Origin of the sequence: Bradyrhizobium sp. BR 1432 (assembly GCF_051547705.1) — a bacterium.
In the GTDB taxonomy this organism is placed as follows: Bacteria; Pseudomonadota; Alphaproteobacteria; order Rhizobiales; family Xanthobacteraceae; genus Bradyrhizobium; species Bradyrhizobium zhanjiangense.
In genome coordinates this window covers 466,438-491,498 of sequence record NZ_JBPUGF010000004.1, presented here as the reverse complement: position 1 = coordinate 491,498, position 25,061 = coordinate 466,438, and the positions used below count along the sequence as shown (strand labels likewise).

The window sequence follows — 25,061 nt, the reverse complement described above, 5'->3', positions numbered from 1 at the left end:
CGATCCGACCTCTCCCTACGGGAGAGGTGAACCAAGGCCACAGCAGCCGGCGGCGATACATCTAAAATCGGGACGATATTCTTCGCCCGCTCAGTGCCCCTCGAACGTCATCAGCGTGCGCACTGGCACGTCCATGGCGCGCAGCTTGGCCGCGCCGCCGAGTTCGGGCAGGTCGATGATGAAGCAGGCCGCGACGACATTGGCGCCGATCTGGCGCAACAGCTTCACCGCGCCCTCCGCGGTGCCGCCGGTGGCGATGAGATCGTCGACCAGGATCACGCGCTCACCGGGCAGGATGGCGTCGACATGCATCTCCATCTCGTCGATGCCGTATTCGAGGGAGTAAGCGATGCGCACGGTGGTGTGCGGCAGCTTGCCTTTCTTGCGGATCGGCACGAAGCCGGCCGAGAGCTGATGCGCCACCGCGCCGCCGATGATGAAGCCGCGCGCCTCCATGCCGGCGACCTTGTCGATCTTGTTGCCGGCCCAGGGATTGACGAGCTCATCGACCGCGCGGCGGAAGGCGCGCGCATCCGCAAGCAAGGTCGTGATGTCGCGGAACATGATCCCCGGCTTGGGATAGTCAGGAATGGTGCGGACGCTCGCCTTCAGATCGTGGTCAAAGGTCATCGGTGCCTCTCAATCAACGCGCGCATCCAGCCGGAACGCGTTTTCAACAATACGCAGCCCCACCTCGCCGCCAAGCGACATCAGCGATTCCGGTGGAATTGCACGCCGGCGACGGGCAGGGTCTTATGCTCCAGCGCCATGGCGACGCCGTCCTCGGTGCTGGCGGTGACGCTCAGAACTTCGGGCATGCTGTCGCGCTCGACAAACAGCGAGTGATAGCGGCCGATGACGATCTCGTTCGGCAGATTGCGCATCAAGCGTCCGCCCCGCACCTGCACCCGCGAGGGCCGGCCGTGGGCGGGATAGGTGAGCTGCCCGAGTTCGCCGCCAAAATATTCGCCGATCGCCTGCAGGCCGAGGCAGACGCCGAACACCGGCAGCTTCTTCTCCAGCGCCGCATCGATGGTCTTCTTGATCGCGAAATCCTCGGGACGCCCGGGGCCGGGCGACAACACCAGCAAATCCCACCTCTTCTGCTTGAGCATGTCGAGGGCATGCACGTAGCGGACCACGGTGACGCTGGCACCGACCTGGCGGAAATAGTCGGCGAGCATATGGACAAAACTGTCGTCGTGATCGATCAGCAGCACCTGCTTGCCGCTTCCGGTGGCATCGGGCGCGAAGGTCGACAGCGGCTTTGGCGGATCGCCGCGCAGCGCCTGGAATAGGGCAGCGGCCTTGACCTGGCATTCGCGATCTTCCGCGGCGGGATCGGAATCGAACAGGCAGGTGGCGCCGACGCGCACCTCGGCGAGACCATCCTTCATGCGGATGGTGCGGATGGTAAGGCCAGTGTTGATGCTGCCGTCGAAATTCACCGCGCCGATCGCGCCGGCATACCAGCGCCGCGGCGAGCGCTCGTGATCCTCGACGAACTGCATCGCCCAGAGCTTTGGCGCGCCTGTTACCGTCACCGCCCAGGCATGGGTGAGGAAGGCGTCGAGCGCGTCGAAGCCGGGCCTCAGCATGCCTTCGACATGATCGACGGTGTGGAACAGCTTTGAGTAAGTCTCGATCTGCCGCCGCGCCAGCACCTTGATGGTGCCGGGAACGCAGACGCGCGCCTTGTCGTTGCGGTCGACGTCGGTGCACATGTTGAGCTCGAACTCGTCCTTCTCCGAGTTCAGGAGCTGGCGGATCTGCTCGGCATCGCCGATCGCATCGGTGCCGCGCGCGATGGTGCCTGATATCGGGCAGGTCTCGACGCGGCGTCCGTCCGAGCGCACGAACATCTCCGGCGAGGCCGACACCAGGAATTCGCCCTCGCCGAGATTCATCAGCGCGCCGTAGGGCGACGGGTTGATGACGCAAAGGCGCTGGAACACTTCGGCGGGCGAGCGGTCGCAGGGCTCGGCGAACAGCTGGCCCGGCACGGCTTCAAAGAGATCGCCACGGGCAAAGGCCGCGCGCGCGGTCTCGACGGTGGCCTGGTATTCGCCGGGGGCGTGATCGGCAAAGCCCTGGCGCGGCGTCTTCAGATATGGGCTGTCGGCAGTCTCGCGCGGCAGGCCTTCGGTCGACTTGCCCTTCCAGGCGAAATCGTAAGTGAGCACCACGCCGCGGCCGGTGGCGCGGTCATAGGCCAGCAGGCGATCGGGCACATAGAGCACGATGTCGCGCTGGTCCTGTTCGCGCGGGCGCTTCTGCACGAGGTCCTCGATCTGGAACACGAGGTCGTAGGCGAAGGCGCCGAACAGGCCGAGCAGACCGTCGTCATTGGCGGCGAAGGCGGCGACGAGATCGCGCACCAGCGACATCACGCTGGCACGCCGGGTGCGCTGGTCCTCCTCGACCGGCGCGTCGCCGCGGATGATGTGACCTGCAAGCCGCGTGGCCGTCTTCTCGGAGATCGCCACGCAGGGCTCGCGCAGGACCTCGGTGAGAAAGGCGATCAGCACCTGCCCGCGTTGGTTCAGCGCTTCCAGCTTGAAATTGACGCCCGATGTCTCGAGCTTGAGCGGCGGATCGGAGAAGCCGAGATCGAAGCTCTCGTAGCGGCCGGGCACGGTCGTGCCCGAGGACAGCACCACGCCGCGGCGGCGGTCGAGTAGGCTGACGAGATCGTCGAGCCGGCTCGCGCCGCCGGTGAACTGCTCGGCCACGCGCGTGATCGCGAGACCTGCACGGGTCACATAGTCGCTTCTGGCCGGGAGGGCAAAGACTGTCCTGTTCATGTCGTCCTCTTACGAAACTTGCCGAGGGAACGCCACACAGGACAAACGATCAGGCCGCCGCACTGCGTTGGCGACCTCAGACGATTTGGGAAAGGAAAATCGCACCGGCCACCTCGTTAGGAGGTGCGCCACCAGAGACGGGCTGGGCGGACGGCGGTGCTCATGGGGCAGATACTCACCATGGCGCGGGGGCGGCGTCAAGGGCTGTAGCCCGGATGGAGCGCGGCGTAATCCGGGGTCATGCCACGAGCAGATCCCGGATCACGCTTCGCTCCATCCGGGCTACGGGCTATCAGCCGAGATGCTTTCGGAAAAACTCCGTCGCCCTGCCCCAGGCGAGCTCGGCGGCCTCGCGGTCGTGCACGGCCTGGCGCTGCTCGTTGACGAAGGCGTGCTCGGCGTCATAGCGGAACAGCTCCAGCGACTTGCCGGCGGCCTTCATGGCCTTTTCGAAGCCACTGACCAGCTCCGGCGTGCACCAATCGTCCTTGTTGGCGAAGTGAGCCTGGAGCGGGATCTTGACGTCGGCGGGCTTGGCCGCCTGCTCCGGCGGGATGCCGTAGAACACGACGCCGGCCGCGAGCTCCGGGATCTTGGTCGCGCCGATGATGGTGACGGCGCCGCCGAGGCAGAAGCCTGTTAGCCCGACCTTGGCGCCGTTGCGCGACAGATATTGCGTGGCGCCGCGCACCGTCTGCGTGGTGGCGTCCATGAAGTCGAGCGAGTTCATCTCCTTGTTGGCACTGTCCGTATCGTGATAGGGCACCACCTTGCCCTTGTAGAGATCCGGCGCCAGCGCATCGAAGCCCGCGAGCGCAAAGCGATCGCACAGGCCCTTGATCTGGTCCGACAGGCCCCACCATTCCTGGATCACAACCACGCCCGGCGCGTTGCCGCGCCCGGCATTGGCGAGATAGCCCGAGGCGTCCTTGCCGTCCGGGCGCTTGAAGGTGATGGTGGTTCCCATGGTGTCCTCCGACGAGTTTTGGGGAGCGGTTGTGGGTATTCTGGCGGGTGCAAGAGGATGACGCAATCCACACTCACGTCTTTCCGAGGCGCCCGAAGGGGCGAACCCGGAATCCATCAGGCTACAGCATTGGTGGAGGAATGGATTCCGGGCTCGATGCTACGCATCGCCCCAGAATGACCGCCCAACAAAAAGCTCCCTCGCGGGGGCTTCTTCATTTTCGTCTCGTCTTACGCCACTCAGTGCGAGCCGGCCCAGACCTTCTTCTTGGTGAAGTACATCAGGCCCGCGAAGATGATCAGGAACACGAACACCTGGAAGCCGAGGCGCTTGCGCGCTTCCATGTGCGGCTCCGCGGTCCACATCAGGAACGTGGTGACGTCCTTGGCGTACTGCGCGACCGTGGTCGGCGAGCCGTCATCGTAGGTCACCTGGCCGTCGCTGAGCGGCTTCGGCATCTTGATGGCGTGACCCGGGAAGTACTTGTTGTAATAGGAGCCTTCGGGGATTGTGACGCCCTCGGGCACCTTCTCTTCAAAGCCCTGAAGCACGGCCGCGACGTAATCCGGACCCTGCTCCTGGTACTGGGTGAAGAAGTCGAAGATGAACCAGGGGAAGCCGCGCTTATAAGAGCGCGCCTTGGTGATCAGGGACAGGTCCGGCGGCGCCGCACCGCCGTTCGCCGCACGCGCGGCCTGCTCGTTCGGGAATGGCGAGGGGAAATAGTCCGCCGGCCGGCCCGGACGCTCGAACATGTCGCCGGCATCGTTCGGGCCGTCCTTGACCTTGTACTCGGAGGCAAACGCCGAGGCCTGCGCCACCGAATAGCCGGGGCCGCCGGCTTCCGCGAGGTTGCGGAAGGCGATGTAGGACAGGCCGTGGCAGCTGGCGCAGACTTCCTTGTAGACCTTCAGGCCACGCTGGAGCGCGCCGCGGTCGAGCTTACCGAAAGGGCCCGAGAACGACCATTTGTTGGCCGGCGGCTGGTCGTTGCCTTCAGACGCTTTCGCGCTGTCGATCGAGCCCGCGAACAACGAACCGGCGAGCGCAAGCATGATCGCGGTCGACACCATCGGCGTCGATCTGCTCCCGGTTTTGGCCAGCACCGCATCCGAGATCGAGTTCGGAACCGGTCGCGGCTTCTCGATGCGCGCGAGCAGCGGCAGCACGATCAGGAAGTAGGCGAAGTAGCAGACCGTCAGCACCCGGCCGGCAATCACGTAGATGCCTTCCGGCGGCTGCGCGCCGAGATAGCCGAGCAGGATGCAGACCACGACGAAGATCCAGAAGAACTGCTTGGCCAGCGGACGGTACTTCGACGACCTCGTCCTGGCGCTGTCGAGCCAGGGCAGGAAGGCAAGGATGATGATCGCCCCGAACATCGCGATGACGCCCGCGAGCTTGTTCGGGATCGAGCGCAGGATCGCGTAGAACGGCAGATAATACCATTCCGGCACGATGTGCGGCGGCGTCACGCCCGGGTTCGCCGGGATGTAGTTGTCGGCGTCGCCGAGATAGTTCGGCATGTAGAAGATGAACCAGGCGTAGAGCAGCATAAAGCAGGCGACGCCGAACATGTCCTTGATGGTCGCGTGCGGCGTGAATGGCACCGTGTCCTTTTCCGTCTTCGGCTCGACGCCATCCGGATTGTTCTGACCGGCGACGTGCAGCGCCCAGACGTGGAGCACGACGACGCCCGCGATCAGGAACGGCAGCAGGTAATGCAGCGAGAAGAAGCGGTTCAGCGTCGGGTTACCGACCGAATAGCCCCCCCACAACAGTGTCACGATGCTCTCGCCGACATAGGGAATGGCGGAGAACAGATTGGTGATGACCGTGGCGCCCCAGAAGCTCATTTGGCCCCAGGGCAGCACGTAGCCCATGAAGCCCGTGGCCATCATCAGCAGGTAGATGATGACGCCGAGGATCCACAGCACTTCGCGCGGCTCCTTGTACGACCCGTAATAGAGGCCGCGGAACATGTGGACGTAGACTGCGACAAAGAACATCGAGGCGCCGACGGCGTGCATGTTGCGCGGCAGCCAGCCGTAATTGACGTCACGGACGATCAGCTCGACCGACTTGAAGGCGAGATCGGCATTCGGCGTGTAGTGCATCGCCAGGATCACGCCGGTCAGGATCTGCATCGCCAGCATGAAGGAGAGGATGGCGCCGAAGGTCCACCAATAGTTCAGGTTGCGCGGGGTCGGATAGGCGACGAAGGAGGAATGGATGAGACCAAAGATCGGCAGACGCCGCTCGATCCATTGCAGGGCCGGATTGCTCGGCTGGTAGTCGGATGGTCCGCTCATGATGCGATCCTGAGGAAATAATACGACGAGACGGCGCGAAGCTTCGGACGCGGGTCCGAAGCTCAGCCGATCTGGATTTTGGTGTCGGAAACGAACTGGTACGGCGGCACTGGCAGGTTCGCGGGCGCGGGCCCCTGGCGGATGCGGCCGGACGAATCGTACTGCGACCCGTGGCAGGGGCAGAAGAACCCGTCGTAATTGCCCTCATGAGCGATCGGGATGCAGCCGAGATGGGTGCAGATGCCGATCACGACCAGCCACTGCTCGTGGCCGGACTTGACCCGGGCTTCGTCGGACTGCGGATCGGGCAGGCTCGCCACGTTGACGGCGCGCGCTTCGTCGATCTGCTTCTTGGTGCGGTGGCTGATGTAGATCGGCTTGCCGCGCCAGAACACCTTGATGTCCTGGCCCTCGGCGATCGGGCTGAGATCGACCTCGATCGGCGCACCGGCGGCGATGGTCGAGGCATCCGGATTCATTTGAGAGATGAAGGGCCAGAGCGCGGCCGCGCTCCCTACTGCTGCGGCTGCCCCCGTTGCAACGAATAAGAAATCACGGCGTGTCGGATGGTCCGCCGAAGACGCTGTCGTCACGATTCCAACCCTTTCTTCTTATGCGACCGGTCGAACCGCTCCGGGGGGCGCCCATGAGGTCCCCGGAAGGCTGCCGGCGCCCGCGGCCCCCCGCGGCGGCAGAACTTTGCTTGCTCACGCCCAAAGCGGGGAAAACAGCAGTCCAGAATCGTTCTATTGGCACCCTTGCCGGGCGAGCGCAAGCCCGCTATCGGCGCGGGAGCGTGCAATGCACGAATTCCCGGGGATGCGATGTTTTATTGAGACATTTTGCGCCCGCAACCAGCCCGCCACAGCCCATGCAGATAGCGCTTTTCCAACCCGACATTCCCCAGAACACCGGCACGATTCTCAGGCTCTGCGCCTGTCTGGGCATGGCCGCTCACATCATCGAACCGGCAGGGTTCCCCGTCTCGGACCGCTCGTTCCGCCGGGCGGGAATGGACTACCTTGACCAGGTTAGCATCACCCGCCACAACTCCTGGGCGAGATTCGAGGACTGGCGTGCGGCACAAGGCTACCGCCTGCTGCTGTTCACCACCAAAGGTGCCACCGACTATCGCGATTTCCGTTACCAGACGTCGGACATCCTGCTATTCGGACGCGAGAGCGCCGGCGTCACGGATGCGGTGCTCGAGGCTGCGGATGCGCGGCTGGTGATACCGATCAGGGCCGGCCTGCGGTCGCTCAATGTGGCCATGACCGCGGCGATGGCCGCCGGCGAGGCGCTGCGCCAGATCCGGAACCCCGAAGGCCCAAAGGATTGAGGAGAGAGAGTTGAGTTACGCGGTCAAGGAAATCTTCCTGACCCTGCAAGGCGAAGGCGCCCATGCCGGGCGCGCGTCGGTGTTTTGCCGTTTTGCCGGCTGCAACCTCTGGAGCGGCCGCGAGGCGGACCGCAGCGAGGCGACCTGCAAGTTCTGCGACACGGATTTCGTCGGCACCGACGGCACGCTCGGCGGCCGCTATGCCTCAGCTGCGGAACTCGCCGACACCATCGCCGCTCAATGGGCCGCATCCACCGCCAATCGCTATGTGGTGCTGACCGGCGGCGAGCCGCTGCTCCAGGTCGATGCCGCGCTGATCGATGCGCTGCACGCGAGAGGCTTCGAGATCGGCGTCGAGACCAACGGCACGATTGCCGCCCCGGAGGGGCTCGACTGGATCTGTGTCAGCCCCAAGGGCGGCAGCGAACTCGTGCTCCGCCGGGGCCACGAGCTGAAGCTGGTCTACCCGCAGGCGCTCGCCGCGCCCGAAGCCTTCGAAGGCCTCGCCTTCGAGCGCTTCTCGCTGCAGCCGATGGACGGACCCGAGGTCGCCCAAAACACCGCGCGCGCGATCGATTATTGCCTGCGCCATCCGCAATGGCGGTTGAGCGTGCAGACACATAAATCGCTCGGCATCAGATAGGATTGTTGACGGACAGATGTGGGAATTGACGAAATCGTTCCGCTTCGAGGCGGCGCACTCTTTGTCGGGCACAACGTTCGGTGCGGCGAGCGAAGAGATCCACGGCCACTCCTTCCGCGCCGAGGTAACGGTTCGCGGCACGCCGGATCCCAACACTGGCATGGTCGTCGACCTCGGGCTCCTTCAGCGCGCCATCGAGGACGTGCGCCTGATGCTGGACCACAAGTACCTCAACAAGATCGAGGCGCTGGGCACCCCGACGCTGGAAAACCTCTCGCGCTTCGTCTGGGAGCGGCTGGCCCATATCGATAAGCTCACCCGCGTCAGCATCCACCGCGACAGTTGCAACGAGAGCTGCACCTATTACGGTCCGCAAGGTTAGACTTCGTAGGGTGGGCAAAGCGAAAGCGTGCCCACCAATCAGGATCACGACAAGAAAGGGTGGGCACGGCGCAAGGGCGCCTTTGCCCACCCTACGGCACACTCCGCTTGGTTGACGACGGGAATGCAGATGGACGCCTCAACAATCGAAGACCGCAAGGGCCGCGCCCGCGCCTGGTTCGAAGCCTTGCGCGACGACATCTGCGGGAGCTTCGAGCGGCTGGAGGACGACGCGCCGCAAAGCCTCTATCCGGGCGAAGCCGGCCGCTTCAAGCGCACGCCGTGGCAGCGCACCGATCATACCGGCGCGGCCGGAGGTGGCGGCGTGATGTCGATGATGCATGGCCGCCTGTTCGAGAAGGTCGGCGTGCACTGCTCGACCGTTCACGGTGAGTTCGCCCCTGAATTTCGTGCTCAGATCCCCGGCGCCGCGGAGGATCCAAAATTCTGGGCCTCCGGCATCTCGCTGATCGCGCATCTACACAATCCGCATGTGCCCGCGGTGCATATGAACACACGCTTCGTCGTTACCACAAAAGCCTGGTTCGGCGGCGGCGCCGACCTTACGCCGGTGCTGGAGCGGCGGCGGACGCAGGACGATGCCGACAGCATCGCCTTCCACGCCGCGATGAGGGAGGCCTGCGCGCAGCCGAGCGGTGTCGCCGACTACGACAAGTACAGGAAGTGGTGCGACGAATATTTCTATCTGCCGCACCGCAAAGAGGCGCGCGGCATCGGCGGCATCTTCTACGACTGGCATGACAGCGGCGACTGGGACGCAGATCTTGCCTTCACCCAGGACGTCGGCCGCGCCTTCCTGATGATCTATCCTGAGATCGTGCGGCGCAATTTCGCGAACAAGCTGGACCGCTGCGGATCGCGAGGAGCAATTGATCCGGCGCGGCCGCTATGTCGAGTTCAACCTGCTCTACGACCGCGGCACCATCTTCGGGCTCAAGACCGGCGGCAATGTGGATTCGATCCTGTCGTCGCTGCCGCCGGAAGTGAAATGGCCATGAGCCTCGCCATGCCGCCGCTCCCTCGCGCCATGCTGATCGACATGGACGACACCATCCTGTCGGCCTATGGCCGGCCCGAGATCGCCTGGAACACGATCACGGCCGAGTTCGCCGAAGAACTCGCGCCGCTGCCGCCATCGCTGGTCGCAACCGCGGTGCTGGCGTTCGCGCGAAACTTCTGGGCCAATGCGGAAGCCGCATGGCGGCTGAAGCTCGCCGAAGCCCGCCACCTCACGGTCAAGGGCGGCTTTGCCGCGCTCGCGGCCGCCGGCCATCGCGCCCTGCCCGACGATCTCGCCATCTGCCTCGCCGACCGTTTCACCGCCTATCGCGAAGAGGAGATGTTTGTCTTCCCCGGCGCGCATGAGGCCATCGACCAGTTGAAGGCACTCGGCATCAAGCTCGCGCTGGTGACGAACGGCGCCGCCGATACCCAGCGCGCCAAGGTCGAGCGCTTCGAGCTCGCGCACCGCTTCCACCACATCCAGATCGAGGGCGAGCACGGCTTCGGCAAGCCCGAGGAGCGCGCCTATCTGCACGCGATGGAGGCGCTCGGCGTCAGCGCGAAGGACACCTGGATGATCGGCGACAATCTGGAATGGGAAGTCGTGACGCCGCAGCGCCTCGGCATCTTTTCGATCTGGATCGACGTGCATGGCGACGGCCTGCCCGAAGGCTCGATCGTCAAGCCCGATCGCATCATCCGCTCGCTGACCGAGCTGCTGCCGGCGTAACCAAAGCCCGCGACAACAAATTATCGAAAAACAACCCCATGCACAGTAGCCGGCTGTTGCAAACTCAAGGACTTACGGCAAACGCAATTCGATTTTCGATTTTACGAAATTCTTTTGACACGTCGGGCAAAACAGGGGCATGATGGCATCGTCGCGGGCTTTGCGATGAAGGCCCCTTTGCGGGGGCCCCGGCACTTGAGCGTTCCGTGCATGGGAATGCGCGGTCTGATCCACCGCCCCCGTTTTCCGGATGTCATGACAAATTGCTAGCTTCGCGTCCGGTCAATCAACGCGAAAGGACAATCCATGGAAGTGAAAGTCGGCGATGTCGTGATGCTGAAGTCCGGCGGCCAGCCGCTGACGGTCGCGGAAGTGAAGGAGAACGACGTGCTCTGCCTCTGGATGGGCATGGAAGGCGATTTGTTCCGCGAGACGTTGCCGCTGGCCACGCTCGCGCGCGTTGAAGAGGACGAAAGCGACGAAGACGACGAGGATGAAGACGACGAGGAGTAGGCAGACCGAAGACCGCCCCCCTGGTCAGATCGGAGTGCTCGGCTCCGGCGCGTCCGATGTCCGCTTCTCTGCCACTAGCGCGCAATAGCGGACATCGCTGAATGTCGCAGAAGGGCCAACAGGCGATTTCACCTGAACGGACGCTTCTGGCGCAAACCGCACGTTTGCCTGTGCACGTTGTCAGTTCGGGAGTTCTTATGACGCGAATATCGGTCCACTTTCCACGCAGAAGCCCCGCTTGCAGGACCAGAAGTTTCTTCATCCTTGGGGCAGCGACGCTTTGCCCAAATCATCGAGCACGCGTTGCCGAACAGCATCGGACCGATAGGGGAACACGTAGCGAATGTTCGCTAGGCTGACGTTCGAATTCCAGTTTTGCAATCCTGCCACTGCTACTCTGGCTTCCTCAAGTTGACCGAGCGAGGCATGAGCCGCTGCCCTGTACACTAAGTCCCTAAACGCTGGCTGATTGATCTTCGCCAGCTCATCGACAGCGTCGTGGATTTTGCCGGCCGCGTAATATGCTTCTGCCAAATAGGTGTGGAACCAGGGCGGATAGTTAGGATCGAGCTCGCTCGCCTTGCGAATGGAGGCCAACGCCTCCATCGGCCGTCCCGCAAAGGTCAGCGTCTGCGATAGATCGACGTGGACAATGGCGTCGACCGGCGCCATCGCAAGCGTGATCTCCCGCTCGTCAAGCGCGCGGCTGTAATCCTGTTTGCAATAGACATAGGCAAGAGCCATCAGCCAATGGCCGTGCATCTGCCCCAGCCGCGGGACATCCTTCCCAGCCATTCCCTCATTTCCGAGGGCGAAGGCGCGATCAAGATCGCGCCGCGGGTCGTCGCTGAAGCCTCTGCGAACATCCTGAAGATATGTCCAAGCCAGCTTGATCTTGATGATGGCCGAATCGGGGAACCGCTTCAGCCCCTCAAAGGCGATCTGCCGCGCTTGCTCCAGGTCCTCTTTTGGGCCGCGCATGATTAGCCCATGTATCCGCAGGAAATAGTCGTATTCCTGAAGCTTCGCGGGATCCTTGCTCCAAGCATTACGGTAATCCGCCCCGCAAATCTCGCCGTGCATGCTGCCCACTGAACTGACAATCTTGTGAGTGACCGCATCCTGTAGGGCGGCAACATCATTGCCCTCCTCATCGTAACGCTGCGCCCAGACATGGTGCCCCGATGCTGTCTCGATTAGCTGCGCCGTGATCCGCACCCGATCGCTATCCTTCCGAACACTACCTTCGAGAATGTAGCGCGCGCCGAGCTCGCGGCCGATCTGCCGAATGTCAGGAGCCTTTCCCTTATACGCGAAGGCCGAGGTGCGCGAAATTACGCGGAGCTCCGGGTTCTGCGAGAGCCATGTAGTTAGGTCTTCAGTGATACCATCGACGAAATACTCAAGCGCCGGATCGCTGCTCATATTTGCAAAAGGTAGCACAGCGATTGACGGTTGCTCGGAAAGCAAACCTCCAAACGAAGGTTTCGGCAGCACAGCGGCAGTTTCAGTAGGCGAAGTTCGCTGCAGCCAATACGTAACGCTGGTCACACCCATCAGCGCAAGCAGTGCCGCCGCAACGAGCCAACCGCGGCTCCTGAGCAGCAATGGCGCACGCGAACTGCTGCCTGGGTGGACACGATACACCCGCACGGCCTCTGCGATGTTCTTAACTCGTTGCTCGCCAAGAAAGTCATATCGGAGGGGAAGTTTGTTCCTAACTTGATCAAAAACTGCACCGGAGATGTAGACTGTGCCCGGCTCGGCCAGATTCTCCAACCGAGCAGCGATGTTCACTCCGTCGCCGTAAATGTCCCCTTGATCCAAAATGATATCGCCGACGTTGATCCCAACACGAAACTCAATCCGCCTCTCCCTCGGCACATCCGCATTGCGTTCAATCATTCCGAGCTGGACCTCGGTGGCGCAGCGCAATGCTTCCACAACGCTAGGGAATTCGATTAGAACGCCGTCACCGGTCGTTTTGACAATGCGGCCTTTATGCTCGGTAATTTTTGGATTGATCACTTCACGCCGATGAGCCTTGAGGCTTTCAAGGGTGCCCTCTTCGTCTGCACCCATGAGGCGAGAGTAGGCGACTACGTCGGCGGCCAAGATCGCGGCCAGTCTCCGCTTGGCGTGTTTTGGAGCTGTAGATTTATCCGCGCTGGGCATGCGAGCCTCCCTACTGGAAGAGCACACGGCTCCGCAGAACTCTCCGATTGACGAGAGGAGCGCCCTTCAATCGCGACTTTGCGCCGGCTGTTCCGGCCTCCCGTACATGCACCTACGTCGCCATCGCTTCTAGTTGGGCGGGGCGGCCGGCTCAAAGATCGATCTCCATCCTCCGACCTTCACAAGCCCTTTTCAAGCGCCTTGCCTGCCATCATGCTGCGACGCCAGTCACCATCGTTGCGAAGTCTTTGGGACGGAGGCGTCCTGCCATTTTGTTAAACCATCCAAATATTGGCGGAACAGCGGAGATTACTGTCAGCAACACTGACGAAACGGAGAAAAGCAGCTGCAGTTCGCCGACGTCAAAGCGAATGGAATATTCAATCTCAGATCTTTGAGTGAAACGGGTGCATCACAGCAAAAACGGGCTGACCATGTCGCAGATGGGTCAAAGGCTGCCCTTGGCAGTCTGCATGATGCTATTCTGCTCACCTCTCGGAAGCGGGCAGTGCGCACGCGCTCGCGGAACTCCAACGCGCTGGAACGTCTCAGGGGAAGCGACCTCGTGAACCAAGAGATCAACGTTCTGGGCGTGTTGGATAAGATTTTCAGAGGTGCGGGTATCTCCGGAGAGCACGACAGAGCGACCGGAATAGTCGATGCGATAGCCGAAAGCGGACTTCACCGGCGCCCCTGGGCCGTCGCCGCTGGGGCAAGGGCGAGGGCAAATAGTACAATTCCTAACATGCGCTGGATAATTTTTGAGGCCATGCGCTGCCCTCCTCTTCGAAATCTAAAGAATGATGACGTGTGCTGCCGCTCGTACATCGCGCGTCTCGAAGCCCTAGACCAATTTTTTCGGCCAACCTCTGAGTGGGGGCAAGATTGGAGATGCCGGGGGCCTACGCATTCCCGATTTTCAAGCAACAAAGCGTGCCGCAATCGGCAGACATTTAAATTGCAACGCCGGGTAGAGGCGCGTGCTGGATATTTAAATTTCGTATCCAATTTGTTTGGAGTTGGCCAATCCGAATACCGTCACCAGCGCGGCTCTCCCCCAGAGCGGCACGATGGACTTATGATCATGCGGCCGTGATCGCTATTCTAACTTGCCATCCTGAGGTTATACAATTAAAATGCAAAAAATATAATGCATTTAAATGATGCGGGACGGCGAGATCCCGAGCCCGCTTTAATTAGGGAGGGCTGATCAATGGCCATTAAAAAGAATGTCGTTTTGAGGGGCGCGGCGGCTCCGACAGAGGTAACGGTTCCAACCTTCTCCTTCAGCCCCAACGATTCCCTCGCGCAGTTGATCGTCGACGCGTGGGTCGAAGATGATTTCCGAAATTCGCTGCTGGAACGTGAGGCGGACAACACTACCGTGACGGCCGCCGCCGCGAACCGAGCCAAAGTCGCGCTCGCGGCGCGAGGTATCTATCTGAACCGCGCGGTCATCATCACGGAAGAAGAGCACGATAGTCACTACATCATGCAAGACCCCGATGAAGTCGTCTTTGTGCTGCCGAACAGAGGCCGCGTGACCCCTCGACCCGGCCAGTCTCTTCTGGAAACGGCTCGCTTGCTGATGTCTTGTACGCCCAACGGAATCTAGCGCCGTTACCGCTCGGTTCGAGGGGAGGCGCGATCCGTCTCCAGTTTGAAGCGCGTGTCCGAAGTGGCAACGGCAGACAGACGGTCCGTGCTGAGCACTGCAGGTTGGGAGGTTTCTAATGGAGCGGTTGAGGACGGAGTGGGTCAACGTCACGGGTGATATTTCGATCATTGCTCGCGACTCCGGACAGGTCTGGTTCCACACCACGGGTGGGACGAAAGGGAACGTAGATCCATTCGCGACGCCGATGACGGGCGTGGGTACGGCGGGCAGCGCGATCGGGCTGCTCGACGGCGCGATCAATCTCGGATTTGCCGCGATTGAAGAACGCCTCGCGCGTCCGGACCAGACGCTCGCGGGCTATGTTGTGGCCCTGGTCGGCGCCTATCACACGTCTGTCGATACGCCTCGAAATCTGCGGCGCGCGGCCAGCCGCTTCGAGGAGCTGGGCAGGCCCGAGGTCGCGGCCTACCTTGAAGAACGGGCGCGCGAGGAGTCTGGTCACGATCGCCTCGCGCTCAAGGACCTGCGCGCGCTCGGTTTGCCGGCCGAGCGACTCGTCACCAATTTCATCCCGCAGGGGATCAAGCCGCTCTGCAAGCGCTTCGATGACCTTTGCTCGCAGGACTACCCGATCGGCTGCATAGGGTACTCCTACTGCCTGGAGCGCATCGCCGCGCTCAAGCAGAAGGCCGACGTCGAGAAGGTCCAGGCGCTGTGTCCGGATGGCGTCGACGCGACCCGCTTTCTCAGAAGCCATAGCTCTCTCGGAAGTGAGGCCACGCACGTCAAAGACACCATCGACTTCGTCGCGTCTCTTCCTGCGAGTGACCGTATCACAGTCGTTCAGGAGACGTATGAATCGGCACTGATCATGGCGGAAGGCTATAACCACGAACTCCATAAATCCGAAGCCGAGATGGTCGACGAGCTTCGACAGGCGATCGGAGAAGCGCTCCCATACTGTCTCAGTTCAGGGCCTTCAAAAGACGAGGATTGCAGCGCTCGCCCCGCGGCTTGAGCAGAACGGCGCGACGTCATCGCGGTTTGCTGGGCCTGAGCGCAAGCACGCACTGTTCCGGCGTCCCCGTCGTGAGATAGTATAAGGGGTCCTACGGCGGTAAGAGGAGGGCCTCTTCGATGACGAGGACAAACACCGACTTAGCCGAGTGGCTGGTCAGACACGGTCTAGGCCAGTACGCCCAAGCCTTCGCGGAAAACAACATCGAATATTCCCTCCTTCCGGATTTGACGGAAAACGATCTCAAGCAAATTGGAGTTTCTTCCTTAGGTCACCGCAAGAAGCTGCTTAGGGCGATTGAAGCATTGACCGCTTCGCGCGAGCCCGGCGGCGAGACGCTTGCGGGTTCAAGAGTCGCTGTGGCGCCGCCCTCCATTGCGCAGCATCGCGAACCTGAGTTCCGTCAGATTACCGTACTGTTCAGCGACCTTGTGGCTTCTACACAGCTCTCCGAGAAGCTGGACCCTGAGGATCTCCAAAAAATTATCGACGCATACCGGGAGGAATGCAGCACCGCGATCGGGCGGTATGGCGGCGAGGTGGCCCGGTATTTCGGCGATGGCGTCATGGCATTTTTCGGCTGGCCCTCCGCTCATGAGGATGACGCCATTCGTGCCGTTCACGCCGCACTGGAGATCGCGTCCGGGGTCACGAAGATTTCAGGTCCGGTTACTCTGTCTTGTCGAGTGGGTGTTTGTTCTGGACCGGTTGTTGTCGGTGACATTGGAGATAGCGGCCGCTGGTCGATGGACGCGGTGGGAGAGACGCCGAACATTGCGGCGCGCCTGCAGGCCCTTGCCGCTCCAGATACGGTACTCATCTCAGAGACGACGAGGCGTCTCATATCGGCCGCTTTTGATTTTCAGGACCTCGGCATCCAGAAACTCAAGGGTGTGACTCAACCCCTTCATTTGTATCGCGTGCTGGCGGCGAAAAGCACGGTTAGCCGCTTCGAAGCTGCGCATACGGGCTCTCTTACTCCGCTCATTGGACGCTCAAGCGAGCTGAGCCTGCTGCTCGACAGGTGGCAAAAAGTCAAGGAGCGTGATGGCCAAGTCATACTTCTTTCGGGTATTCCGGGAGTCGGGAAGTCGAGGCTGCTCCACGAGTTGAAATCGCATATTCAGCAGGAACCGCATATTCTGCTGCATCATCAATGCTCGCCCTACCACAATCAGAGCGCGTTCTTCCCCGTCATCGAGCAGATCCAACATTCGGCCCAAATAACACCGCGCGAGCCCGATGCAGACAAGCTCGCCAAGCTCAGGGCTTACCTTCCCGACAATTCCGCCGAACCGGTCCTGCTGGTCGCCAGGCTGTTATCCATCCCGGTGCATGATCACCTCCAATTGTCCCGCCTGACCCCGCAGCAAATAAAGAACAGAACCATAAGCACGCTTGTCGATATGCTGTTGGCGTTCTCCGTCCAAGGGCCCACGCTCTGCATCTTTGAGGATGCACACTGGCTGGATCCGTCGACGGTCGAGCTGCTTGACCTGATTATCAGCCGGATCGACCACGCCCGCGTGCTGCTTATCGTGTCGTGCCGGCCGGAGTTCCGCCCGGCATGGATCACTCATGCGAATATCACCGTGCACTCGCTAACTCGATTATCGCACACGGAAGTGAAGGCGATGATTGGAGGTCTGTTGAGGGGCGGGAGATGCCTCAGCCGCTGCTGGACCAAATTATCGAAAAGGCCGATGGCGTCCCGCTATACATCGAGGAACTGACAAACAGTATGTTGAGCGCACCTGTACTCGGTCGAGGTGCGTCCGAGCGGACGGCACAAGCAGCATTGCTCAGGGTTCCGGACACGCTGAGTGACGCATTGATGGAGCGGCTCGACCGCGTTGCGCCAAGTCGCAAACTTGCAATGATTGCGGCGGTGATCGGGCGCGAGTTCTCCTATGATCTGTTGTCGGCCGTATCGCAACTCGACGAAGATAATATCCTGTCAGCACTCTCGCTGCTCGAACAGGCCGACATCATTTATCGAGTCGACATTTCGCCTTCCCTCCGCTTCGCGTTCAAACACGTGTTGCTGCGTGATGCGATCTACAATTCTTTGCTCAGGAGCAAAAGACAGCAGATCCACGCCGAGATCGCCACGGTCCTGGAGCATGACTTTCCGGAGCTTGCGGAAAATCAGACCGAAGTCGTGGCGTATCATCATCAGGAAGCAGGCAATCACAATTCGGCTATCCGTTATTGGCTCAAGTCCGGGCAGCGCGCGCTCGCGCACTCCGCCAACATCGAAGCGATTGCCAATTTTCGAAGTGCGCTTCAGCTTCTGAAAACGATGCCCGAAACGCCCGAGCGGACCAAACAAGAGGTCGAGGTTCAGCTGGCGCTGGGAATACCGCTTATCGCCGTCAAAGGGTATGCCTCCACGGAAACCCGCGAAGCGTTTTCCAGAGCTCGCTCCTTATGCCTGCGTCTCGGCGACATCCCTGAATATTTCCAAGCCCTGTTTGGGTTGTGGGGACACTCATGGATGGGTGGAAGGAATGATGAGGCGCTCAGCATGGCCGATGAGTTTCTGCTGCGGTCACGAGGCTTGTCTAGCCCCGTGCTGTCGATGGTGGCTCATAGAGTGATGGGCAGCACGTTGTTGACCATCGGGGACTTCCAATCCTCAGCGAACCATTTCGAAGAGACGATCAGGCTTTCGATCAGCGAAGGAAGACAGCCCCTTTATCACCTTTACATGGTGGAGCCTCAAGCGGCTTCACTGCTGCTTCAGTCCTGGGACTTGTGGTTCCTCGGCTATCCCGATCGATCCCTTTCGCGCGTGTCGGAAGCGTTGGCCCTGGCTCAGGATCTTGCTCACCCGTACACAGTGGCGTTCGCTCATTACATGACCTCTGTCGTGCACCTTCTGCGCGGGGATGCCGCTCGCGCTCTCGAGAGCGCCCAGAACAGCTTCGAAATGTCACAAGAACAGCGGTTTTCGCTGTACGTAATTCTATCGCGAATTTCGCGAGGCCGGGCCGTCGGCGAGATGGGCCGAATTGAGGAGGCCCGATCCGAGATCGCACTGGGAATCGACGAGGCGCGGCGCAGCGGTGTCGGTTTCATGCTGCCAATGATGAATAGCTGGCTGGCGGAAATTGACGCCAAGGCCGGCGAGAATGAACGCGCACTATCGTTGGTCGAAAGGCTCCTGGCCGGCATAGATGATGTGACGGGCAGGGCATGGGAGTCGGAATTACACCGGCAAAAGGCCCAAATTCTCCTATCGCTCGACCCATCGAAAGTCGGCGACGCCAAGTCTCATCTTAGGAAATCCATTGAAGTGGCGCGTGGTCAAAGCGCCAAGTCCTTGGAGTTGCGCGCTGCCACAAGCCTCGCAGAACTCTGGCGGAGGCAAGGAAGGATTGATGAGGCGCGCGCCCTGCTAGAACCGATCTGCGATTGGTTTGACGAAGGAGCCGAAACGGCTGACCTCATGCGTGCGCGCGATTCTCAATGCGCGCTGCATTAATCCTGCCTCTCGCAGAAGTGACAGCCAATCGGACCCTTTCCCGTCGACCCGCCATGAGCGGACATGATGGCGCTGGTCCGCCAGGTTAGCTCGGAGCCGCCCTCCGGTGGCCATCCGCTGACGGTCGCGGAGGTGAAGGAGAACGACGTGCTCTGCCTCTGGATGGACATGGAAGGCGATTTGTTCCGCGAGACGCTGCCGCTGGCCACGCTCGCGCGCGTCGAAGAGGACGAGAGCGACGAAGACGAGGATGAAGACGAGGACGAAGACGACGAGGAGTAGGCACACCGAAGACCGCACCCTGGTCAGATCGGAGTGCCGGCTCCGGCCCGCCCGATGTCCGCTTCTCTGCCACTAGCGCACAATAGCGGACATCGCTGAATGTCGCAGAAGGGCCGATTCTGTTGAAAAAGGCCGGCAGTATTTCGTTGTAATAGGTCGTCGCGACGTGGCCGAACTGCTCTTACTGACCCTATGCGAGCCTCGGTGTAGGCATCGGGATCAGCTTGGCCATCTTTCGAAGGTTCTGGGCGGTGGCTGCGAGGATGAACTCGTCGCGCGCGCCGTTTGGACCTCGTAAACGCAAACGATCGAGCTTGAGAATGCGCTTGAGGTGCGCGAACAACATCTCGATTTTCTTGCGGAGCCGGCGCGAGGTGCCTCCCTCCCACGATCTCGCGATCTGGCGCGCCATGTCGCGAGCGCCCTCGTAGATCGAGCGGGGCACTCTCCGTGAAGCCTGCTTGGGGCAGCATCGGGGCTTCAATGCGCATCGATCACAATCGCGCTTGCTGGCGAGGTAAAGCATGGTAGCACCATCATTCACCAACGTTCCGGTCGTGGTAAGAATGTTGCCACCAGGGCAACGATAGATGTCCCCAGCATGGTCATAGGTGAAGTCGTCGCGCGAGAAGATCCCGTCTGTGCGGGCCGACTTGTCGAAGACTGTAACGTGCGGCTCGATCCCGTGCTCATAGACCAGCCAGGCGAGCATCTCGGCCGAGCCATAGCCGCTGTCACCGAGCAGCCGGCTCGGATAGAGATCAAACCGCTCCAGCGAGCGCTCAATCATGCGCTTGGCGGCCAATACCTCCGCCTGCCGGATTGCCGTCGTTGCCTCAACATCGACGATGATCGCGTTCTCGATGTCGACCAGATAGTTCGTCGAATAGGCGAAAAATGCTTGGCCGCCGTGCGCCCCCGTCCAGCGCGCCGCCGGATCGGAAGGCGATACGAACTTCGGGGTAACCTCGGTCGCGGCTCCGAAAGCGGCATCATCAAGGCCGGCCAGATACTCATCGATTGCTCGGCTGGCAGCCTCCGGCGGAAGTCCCTTATCGCCTTCGATCCCCTTCTGCCGATTGGCATCGGCCTTGATTAGGCTCGCATCGACTGCAAATCCCTCACCGCCGACCAGTCGTTCCTCGATGCAGCGGCGCAGCACGCTCTCGAACACACGGCGGAAGAGGTCGCTCTGCCGGAAGCGGCCATGCCTGTTCTTGGAGAATGTCGAATGATCCGGCACCGCTCCATCCAGACCGAGCCGGCAAAACCACCGGTAGGCCAAATTGAGGTGAACCTCATCGCACAAGCGCCGCTCCGATCGGATGCCGAAGCAGTAACCGATCAGGAGCATCCGGATCATCAGCTCGGGATCGATCGAAGGTCGACCGATGCTGCTGTAGAAAGGCGCCAGGTCCCGCCGGACCTGTTCAAGATCGACAAACCTGTCAATCAACCGCAGCAAGTGATCAGTCGGGACATGTCTTTCGAGCGAGAACTCATAGAACAACGCGACCTGTTCGACTTGCCGATGCCCCATCATGATCTTCAGTCCTGCCAATTAGACAGACTGAATCACCGATATCTCTGCGTCGCAACAGCTGCCTTTTTCAACAAAATCGGCCAGAAGGGGACCTACCGATCAGTTCTGGCCGATCGTTTCCTCGCGATCGAACTGCCGAAATGACAGCTCGGGTCGCCATTTCGTCAGACCGGATCGGTGCTTCATCTTCGCAGCAGCGCGAACCCGATATTTGGTCCGAGCTGCTGCGTGTAAGCGAGGTTGATCCACAGCATTGCCAAAGGCTCGAGGTAGCGACTCATGGCCAGCGGGCCGGTGTCGATCGGGTCGAGACCGAGGTCTGCGACAAGCGCGATGACGATCTGCTTGGCGGGCGTATCGTCGCCGGCAAGTGCCATCATCAGCTTTCCACCGGGATAGTCGCTGTCTGCCATGTTGCGGGAGCCCGTGGTGCTGAACGCTTTGACGACGCGCGCGCTCGGCGCAAGCCGCGCTACGGTCTCGCCGCCTGAATCGCCAAATCCGATCGCAAGCTCCCTTTCGGATTTGAGAGGATCGGTCGCGTCGATCAACACTTTGCCGGCGAAGTCACCCAGCGATCTTATCGTCGCCTCGACGGCGGCCCAGGGGACCGCGAGCACAATCACATCGGTACTGGTTGCACATCGTTCAGGGGGACAACGCCAAAACCCTGCTCTCTCAGCTCTCCGGCTTTGTCGCCGGCCACATCGCGCGTCGCGAACGTCACGCGATGGCCCCTCTTGAGCCATCCGCCCGCTAGCGCACGGCCTACATTGCCCGAACCGGCAATCGTGATCTGCATGGTATGCTCCCGTGCGATTCTGCCGAACATATACTGTCGTGTGCAGGCAAGAGCTACATCGGCTCTGGGTCAATCGCGTCGGTTGCGCCGCGCTGCTAGGGCTTCCGGTCGGCGCTGCTTAGCTGACGTCCTCGGCGCAAATCCGAAAGTCTCAAACGGGCCGATTCTGTTGAAAAAGGCAGCTGTTGCGACGCAGAGATATCAGTGATTCAGTCTGTCTAATTGGCAGGACTGAAGATCATGATGGGGCATCGGCAAGTCGAACAGGTCGCGTTGTTCTATGAGTTCTCGCTCGAAAGACATGTCCCGACTGATCACTTGCTGCGGTTGATTGACAGGTTTGTCGATCTTGAACAGGTCCGGCGGGACCTGGCGCCTTTCTACAGCAGCATCGGTCGGCCTTCGATCGATCCCGAGCTGATGATCCGGATGCTCCTGATCGGTTACTGCTTCGGCATCCGATCGGAGCGGCGCTTGTGCGATGAGGTTCACCTCAATTTGGCCTACCGGTGGTTTTGCCGGCTCGGTCTGGATGGAGCGGTGCCGGATCATTCGACATTCTCCAAGAACAGGCATGGCCGCTTCCGGCAGAGCGACCTCTTCCGCCGTGTGTTCGAGAGCGTCTTGAGCCGCTGCATCGAGGAGCGACTGGTCGGGGGTGAAGGATTTGCCGTCGACGCGAGCCTAATCAAGGCCGATGCCAATCGGCAGAAGGGGATCGAAGGCGACAAGGGACTTCCGCCGGAGGCTGCCGGCCGAGCAATCGATGAGTATCTGGCTGTCCTTGATGATGCCGCTTTCGGAGCCGCGACCGAGGTTACCCCGAAGTTCGTATCACCTTCCGATCCGGCGGCGCGCTGGACGGGGGCGCACGGCGGCCAAGCATTTTTCGCCTATTCGACGAACTATCTGGTCGACATCGAGAACGCGATCATCGTCGATGTTGAGGCAACGACGGCAATCCGGCAGGCGGAGGTATTGGCCGCTAAGCGCATGATTGAGCGCTCGCTGGAGCGGTTTGATCTCTATCCGAGCCGGCTGCTCGGTGACAGCGGCTATGGCTCGGCCGAGATGCTCGCCTGGCTGGTCTATGAGCACGGGATCGAGCCGCACGTTACAGTCTTCGACAAGTCGGCCCGCACAGACGGGATCTTCTCGCGCGACGACTTCACCTATGACCATGCTGGGGACATCTATCGTTGCCCTAGTGGCAAAGTTCTTACCACGACCGGAACGTTGGTGAATGATGGTGCCACCATGCTTTACCTCGCCAGCAAGCGCGATTGTGATCGATGCGCACTGAAAGCTCGGTGTTGCCCCAAGCAGGCTTCACGGAGAGTGCCGCGCTCGATCTACGAGGGCGCTCGCGACATGGCCCGCCAGATCGCTAGATCGTGGGAGGGAGGCACCTCGCGCCGGCTCCGCAAGAAAATCGAGATGTTGTTCGCGCACCTCAAGCGCATTCTCAAGCTCGATCGTTTGCGTTTACGAGGTCCAAACGGCGCGCGCGACGAGTTCATCCTCGCAGCCACCGCCCAGAACCTTCGAAAGATGGCCAAGCTGATCCCGATGCCTACCCCGAGGCTCGCATAGGGTCGGTAAAGCAGTTCGGCCACGTCGCGACGACCTATTACAACGAAATACTGCCGGCCTTTTTCAACAGAATCGGCCACAAGGCGACATAGCCTCTTCCGAGCATGCTCGCCCCTCGCTCGTCGAGCGCTGAGCCAACGCCCGGGAGGCAGGTCGTGCATCCTGGACGCGGCCACCTCAAACAGCGCCCACCATATAGATTTCATTGTGTGACAAGCGCCTCAAGCATTGTGCTACAACGCGTCAGTCGCAAGGGCGCCCGGCCGTGCTCTCGCCTGCAAGCGGGACACCGCCTCAGCCAGCGGAACGTCGGCCTGTGAGCCGTCGCGCTCGCGCAGGCCTACCCGCCCGTCCCTCATCTCTCGTCCGCACCTTGCAGCGCAGCTACGGAACGATATTACATCTGAGAGATTCGCGGAACGAAACCGGTCGTCAGCCTTTCTCTGGGCTTTGGGAGGGTGGCAATGAACTCTCAAACCATAGAAGGTGCGTGTGCGTTCGCTTGGCGGAACTACCTGCTGTTCCACAGCGGCATCAGCGAGAACGATAACAGGCGTTCTGCCCTCTATCGCTACGTCGCCAATGTTCGTGATGCCGGTGGAGATGATTTCGATCTCTTGCAAATAGCGGCCGTCGCTTACCTAAAAAAACTGGACGAACTGCACGACGACCGACGTGCGAGGCTCGCGGCAGATCAAGTCTTGGCTGAGTGCTTAGAGTCACGCAGGGCACAACCCACCACATAGCTTACGGCCAGAACACCAAAACGAGGGAGAGAACCGCATGGCAGACAAGACCGCTAACGAAAACCGTTTCGCGCGCGACCCACAAAGTCCCATCAGCGCAGCGACTGCAATCGGTATGAATGCCTTGAAGCCAATTATGCACTTTCAAGTCTCAATGCTGAGGATGTGGGCCGACAGTATTGAGAGGTTGGCGGGCAATTACGAAAAGGGGTTGGAAGAAACCGCGACCGCCGTAGAGGAACAGTCAAACAGGGAACGCGCCGCGTAAATCAACGCAATGGAGTCCGCTCAGGGTCACTCGCGTCGTTTTGGCCGGACGTCAGCCGTTTCTCGTCTTCCCCTAGCAGCCGACATGTGCGCGAGTGCTGGATTTCGTCGGTATGGGCCAACAGGTGACATTCGCGAAATGAAGGAGACCGCCAACTCCATCACCCGGTTTATCGCCGAATACTTGCGGTCTTCACCTTGATCCAATGCTCGCAGGGCGATCTTCTAGAAATTGACCACTCGCGAGTCCGGCTGCTTGGCTGCGGCGTGGAACTCGTTCATCCCAGCAAGCTTCACCCGTTTGTCGAGCGCTGATGCCGCTAGACCGCGCGCCTCTACGCAAGGCTTGCACACCATCAACGTCACATTGGGATGCGCTGCGATCTCCTCGTACCGGTTCGGTGGTCCGACCGGGACGAGCTTCGCGCCCACGCCCTCGATTGCTGTGAATACGGCATCGGCGAATAGCATCAGCGTGACGCTGTCGCCGCTCTGCACCGCGGACGTAGCGAAGATAAACGGCAGCATTGCCCGAGTTGGATCAGTCGGACCATATGTGGCGGAGATAGCGAAATGCATCTTTGTCTCCTATCCTAGTTCCCGCGCTCCGGCGGTCTGCACGACTGGAGTTAAGCAATTTGAGGCGGATTGGGCTTGATCAGCGTCAACGGACGTCCTCCGGGATTTCTATCCGAACGACTCCATCACTCTTGCCATCGCCGGATGCTTGCGGTTCTTCACCTGGAGCCAGTGCTTCGACCGGCCAGCGTGACAGGGCCGGTCGCAGCAGCCTCTCGCAGGCGCCTGCCGACAGTTGC

22 protein-coding genes and 2 pseudogenes are annotated in these 25,061 nt (G+C 61.0%); 14 read left to right on the top strand and 10 right to left on the bottom strand.

The genetic code is table 11. The annotated features are described in order from the left end of the window. Positions 1 to 90: 90 nt before the first annotated feature. The 5 genes and pseudogenes from ACSKB8_RS43235 to petA form a co-directional block, all read right to left on the bottom strand. Positions 91 to 630 (bottom strand): adenine phosphoribosyltransferase, encoded by a 540-nt coding sequence (locus ACSKB8_RS43235; protein WP_091894232.1) that lies wholly within the window; start codon positions 628 to 630, stop codon positions 91 to 93. A gap of 9 nt (positions 631 to 639) precedes the next feature. Beyond that, positions 640 to 2,804 (bottom strand): annotated as a pseudogene (locus ACSKB8_RS43230) (anthranilate synthase component I). A gap of 292 nt (positions 2,805 to 3,096) precedes the next feature. Then, the gene (locus ACSKB8_RS43225) at positions 3,097 to 3,771 is read right to left on the bottom strand and encodes a dienelactone hydrolase family protein (protein ID WP_370990430.1); all 675 of its coding nucleotides are present in this window, start codon (positions 3,769 to 3,771) and stop codon (positions 3,097 to 3,099) included. A gap of 239 nt (positions 3,772 to 4,010) precedes the next feature. Continuing rightward, positions 4,011 to 6,083, bottom strand: a complete 2,073-nt coding sequence (gene fbcH, locus ACSKB8_RS43220; protein ID WP_438111524.1) for a cytochrome b/c1 — start codon at positions 6,081 to 6,083, stop codon at positions 4,011 to 4,013. A gap of 62 nt (positions 6,084 to 6,145) precedes the next feature. Further along, positions 6,146 to 6,676, bottom strand: coding sequence for a ubiquinol-cytochrome c reductase iron-sulfur subunit (petA, locus tag ACSKB8_RS43215; RefSeq protein ID WP_091894240.1), 531 nt, complete (start codon positions 6,674 to 6,676; stop codon positions 6,146 to 6,148). 278 nt (positions 6,677 to 6,954) lie between these two features. Here petA and ACSKB8_RS43210 point away from each other — a divergent pair, with 278 nt between their 5' ends. The 6 genes and pseudogenes from ACSKB8_RS43210 to ACSKB8_RS43185 all read left to right on the top strand — a co-directional run bounded on the left by ACSKB8_RS43210 (position 6,955) and on the right by ACSKB8_RS43185 (position 10,712). Then, entirely contained in the window at positions 6,955 to 7,422 is a 468-nt protein-coding gene (locus ACSKB8_RS43210) for a tRNA (cytidine(34)-2'-O)-methyltransferase (protein ID WP_438111522.1), read from the top strand. A gap of 10 nt (positions 7,423 to 7,432) precedes the next feature. Further along, positions 7,433 to 8,065 (top strand): 7-carboxy-7-deazaguanine synthase, encoded by a 633-nt coding sequence (queE, locus tag ACSKB8_RS43205; RefSeq protein ID WP_370990429.1) that lies wholly within the window; start codon positions 7,433 to 7,435, stop codon positions 8,063 to 8,065. 16 nt (positions 8,066 to 8,081) lie between these two features. Then, positions 8,082 to 8,447 carry a 6-pyruvoyl trahydropterin synthase family protein gene (locus ACSKB8_RS43200; protein WP_370990428.1) on the top strand — a complete coding sequence of 122 codons (366 nt, stop codon included), beginning with the start codon at positions 8,082 to 8,084 and terminating at the stop codon, positions 8,445 to 8,447. A gap of 129 nt (positions 8,448 to 8,576) precedes the next feature. After that, positions 8,577 to 9,465, top strand: a pseudogene (gene hemF / locus ACSKB8_RS43195) (oxygen-dependent coproporphyrinogen oxidase). Next, on the top strand, positions 9,456 to 10,199 hold the full coding sequence (locus ACSKB8_RS43190; protein WP_438111520.1) for an HAD family hydrolase: 744 nt from the start codon (positions 9,456 to 9,458) through the stop codon (positions 10,197 to 10,199). The pseudogene hemF and the gene ACSKB8_RS43190 overlap by 10 nt, the downstream one beginning before the upstream one ends. A 306-nt stretch (positions 10,200 to 10,505) precedes the next feature. Next, complete coding sequence (locus tag ACSKB8_RS43185; RefSeq protein ID WP_438111518.1) at positions 10,506 to 10,712, top strand: YodC family protein; 207 nt, start codon at positions 10,506 to 10,508, stop codon at positions 10,710 to 10,712. Between the two features lie 258 nt (positions 10,713 to 10,970). Here ACSKB8_RS43185 and ACSKB8_RS43180 read toward each other — a convergent pair whose 3' ends face one another. Then, a complete protein-coding gene (locus ACSKB8_RS43180) occupies positions 10,971 to 12,887 on the bottom strand; it encodes an adenylate/guanylate cyclase domain-containing protein (protein WP_438111516.1) in 1,917 nt (638 codons plus the stop codon). 1,213 nt (positions 12,888 to 14,100) lie between these two features. Here ACSKB8_RS43180 and ACSKB8_RS43175 point away from each other — a divergent pair. The 5 genes from ACSKB8_RS43175 (at position 14,101) to ACSKB8_RS43155 (ending at position 19,292) form a co-directional block, all read left to right on the top strand. Further along, positions 14,101 to 14,502, top strand: a complete 402-nt coding sequence (locus ACSKB8_RS43175) for a hypothetical protein (protein ID WP_091894255.1) — start codon at positions 14,101 to 14,103, stop codon at positions 14,500 to 14,502. Between the two features lie 118 nt (positions 14,503 to 14,620). Further along, the gene (locus tag ACSKB8_RS43170; protein WP_370990424.1) at positions 14,621 to 15,523 is read left to right on the top strand and encodes a hypothetical protein; all 903 of its coding nucleotides are present in this window, start codon (positions 14,621 to 14,623) and stop codon (positions 15,521 to 15,523) included. A gap of 119 nt (positions 15,524 to 15,642) precedes the next feature. After that, a complete protein-coding gene (locus tag ACSKB8_RS43165) occupies positions 15,643 to 17,256 on the top strand; it encodes an adenylate/guanylate cyclase domain-containing protein (protein WP_438111513.1) in 1,614 nt (537 codons plus the stop codon). Then, entirely contained in the window at positions 17,187 to 19,010 is a 1,824-nt protein-coding gene (locus tag ACSKB8_RS43160) for an ATP-binding protein (protein WP_438111511.1), read from the top strand. The genes ACSKB8_RS43165 and ACSKB8_RS43160 overlap by 70 nt, the downstream gene beginning before the upstream one ends. Positions 19,011 to 19,076: 66 nt before the next feature. Continuing rightward, entirely contained in the window at positions 19,077 to 19,292 is a 216-nt protein-coding gene (locus ACSKB8_RS43155; protein WP_438111793.1) for a DUF2158 domain-containing protein, read from the top strand. Positions 19,293 to 19,482: 190 nt separating this feature from the next. Here ACSKB8_RS43155 and ACSKB8_RS43150 read toward each other — a convergent pair whose 3' ends face one another. The 3 genes from ACSKB8_RS43150 to ACSKB8_RS43140 form a co-directional block, all read right to left on the bottom strand. After that, the gene (locus ACSKB8_RS43150) at positions 19,483 to 20,835 is read right to left on the bottom strand and encodes a transposase (RefSeq protein ID WP_438111509.1); all 1,353 of its coding nucleotides are present in this window, start codon (positions 20,833 to 20,835) and stop codon (positions 19,483 to 19,485) included. A gap of 182 nt (positions 20,836 to 21,017) precedes the next feature. Beyond that, the gene (locus tag ACSKB8_RS43145; protein WP_438111807.1) at positions 21,018 to 21,386 is read right to left on the bottom strand and encodes an NADPH-dependent F420 reductase; all 369 of its coding nucleotides are present in this window, start codon (positions 21,384 to 21,386) and stop codon (positions 21,018 to 21,020) included. A gap of 71 nt (positions 21,387 to 21,457) precedes the next feature. Beyond that, entirely contained in the window at positions 21,458 to 21,637 is a 180-nt protein-coding gene (locus ACSKB8_RS43140; RefSeq protein WP_438111508.1) for an NAD(P)-binding domain-containing protein, read from the bottom strand. A gap of 240 nt (positions 21,638 to 21,877) precedes the next feature. Between ACSKB8_RS43140 and ACSKB8_RS43135 the strand changes: the two genes are divergently transcribed. The 3 genes from ACSKB8_RS43135 (at position 21,878) to ACSKB8_RS43125 (ending at position 24,244) form a co-directional block, all read left to right on the top strand. Then, on the top strand, positions 21,878 to 23,230 hold the full coding sequence (locus ACSKB8_RS43135) for a transposase (RefSeq protein ID WP_438111506.1): 1,353 nt from the start codon (positions 21,878 to 21,880) through the stop codon (positions 23,228 to 23,230). Between the two features lie 464 nt (positions 23,231 to 23,694). Continuing rightward, a complete protein-coding gene (locus ACSKB8_RS43130; protein ID WP_438111505.1) occupies positions 23,695 to 23,976 on the top strand; it encodes a hypothetical protein in 282 nt (93 codons plus the stop codon). A 37-nt stretch (positions 23,977 to 24,013) separates the two neighbouring features. Further along, positions 24,014 to 24,244: a hypothetical protein gene (locus tag ACSKB8_RS43125; RefSeq protein WP_438111503.1), complete on the top strand. Its 231-nt coding sequence runs from the start codon at positions 24,014 to 24,016 to the stop codon at positions 24,242 to 24,244. Positions 24,245 to 24,468: 224 nt separating this feature from the next. Here the strand turns inward: ACSKB8_RS43125 and ACSKB8_RS43120 are convergent, their stop codons facing one another. Beyond that, positions 24,469 to 24,822, bottom strand: a complete 354-nt coding sequence (locus ACSKB8_RS43120) for a DsrE family protein (RefSeq protein WP_074120546.1) — start codon at positions 24,820 to 24,822, stop codon at positions 24,469 to 24,471. Positions 24,823 to 25,061: the final 239 nt, after the last annotated feature.

What these genes read in the sequence shown, in the direction of transcription:
- ACSKB8_RS43120 (WP_074120546.1), bottom strand. Translation starts at nt 24,822, where the DNA reads ATGCATTTCGCTATCTCCGCCACATATGGTCCGACTGATCCAACTCGG.
- ACSKB8_RS43200 (WP_370990428.1), top strand. Translation starts at nt 8,082, where the DNA reads ATGTGGGAATTGACGAAATCGTTCCGCTTCGAGGCGGCGCACTCTTTG.
- fbcH (WP_438111524.1), bottom strand. Translation starts at nt 6,083, where the DNA reads ATGAGCGGACCATCCGACTACCAGCCGAGCAATCCGGCCCTGCAATGG.
- ACSKB8_RS43190 (WP_438111520.1), top strand. Translation starts at nt 9,456, where the DNA reads ATGGCCATGAGCCTCGCCATGCCGCCGCTCCCTCGCGCCATGCTGATC.
- ACSKB8_RS43185 (WP_438111518.1), top strand. Translation starts at nt 10,506, where the DNA reads ATGGAAGTGAAAGTCGGCGATGTCGTGATGCTGAAGTCCGGCGGCCAG.
- ACSKB8_RS43135 (WP_438111506.1), top strand. Translation starts at nt 21,878, where the DNA reads ATGATGGGGCATCGGCAAGTCGAACAGGTCGCGTTGTTCTATGAGTTC.
- ACSKB8_RS43150 (WP_438111509.1), bottom strand. Translation starts at nt 20,835, where the DNA reads ATGATGGGGCATCGGCAAGTCGAACAGGTCGCGTTGTTCTATGAGTTC.
- ACSKB8_RS43210 (WP_438111522.1), top strand. Translation starts at nt 6,955, where the DNA reads ATGCAGATAGCGCTTTTCCAACCCGACATTCCCCAGAACACCGGCACG.
- ACSKB8_RS43235 (WP_091894232.1), bottom strand. Translation starts at nt 630, where the DNA reads ATGACCTTTGACCACGATCTGAAGGCGAGCGTCCGCACCATTCCTGAC.
- ACSKB8_RS43175 (WP_091894255.1), top strand. Translation starts at nt 14,101, where the DNA reads ATGGCCATTAAAAAGAATGTCGTTTTGAGGGGCGCGGCGGCTCCGACA.
- ACSKB8_RS43140 (WP_438111508.1), bottom strand. Translation starts at nt 21,637, where the DNA reads ATGCAGATCACGATTGCCGGTTCGGGCAATGTAGGCCGTGCGCTAGCG.
- ACSKB8_RS43225 (WP_370990430.1), bottom strand. Translation starts at nt 3,771, where the DNA reads ATGGGAACCACCATCACCTTCAAGCGCCCGGACGGCAAGGACGCCTCG.
- ACSKB8_RS43170 (WP_370990424.1), top strand. Translation starts at nt 14,621, where the DNA reads ATGGAGCGGTTGAGGACGGAGTGGGTCAACGTCACGGGTGATATTTCG.
- ACSKB8_RS43160 (WP_438111511.1), top strand. Translation starts at nt 17,187, where the DNA reads ATGCCTCAGCCGCTGCTGGACCAAATTATCGAAAAGGCCGATGGCGTC.
- ACSKB8_RS43165 (WP_438111513.1), top strand. Translation starts at nt 15,643, where the DNA reads ATGACGAGGACAAACACCGACTTAGCCGAGTGGCTGGTCAGACACGGT.
- ACSKB8_RS43125 (WP_438111503.1), top strand. Translation starts at nt 24,014, where the DNA reads ATGGCAGACAAGACCGCTAACGAAAACCGTTTCGCGCGCGACCCACAA.
- ACSKB8_RS43180 (WP_438111516.1), bottom strand. Translation starts at nt 12,887, where the DNA reads ATGCCCAGCGCGGATAAATCTACAGCTCCAAAACACGCCAAGCGGAGA.
- ACSKB8_RS43155 (WP_438111793.1), top strand. Translation starts at nt 19,077, where the DNA reads ATGGCGCTGGTCCGCCAGGTTAGCTCGGAGCCGCCCTCCGGTGGCCAT.
- ACSKB8_RS43130 (WP_438111505.1), top strand. Translation starts at nt 23,695, where the DNA reads ATGAACTCTCAAACCATAGAAGGTGCGTGTGCGTTCGCTTGGCGGAAC.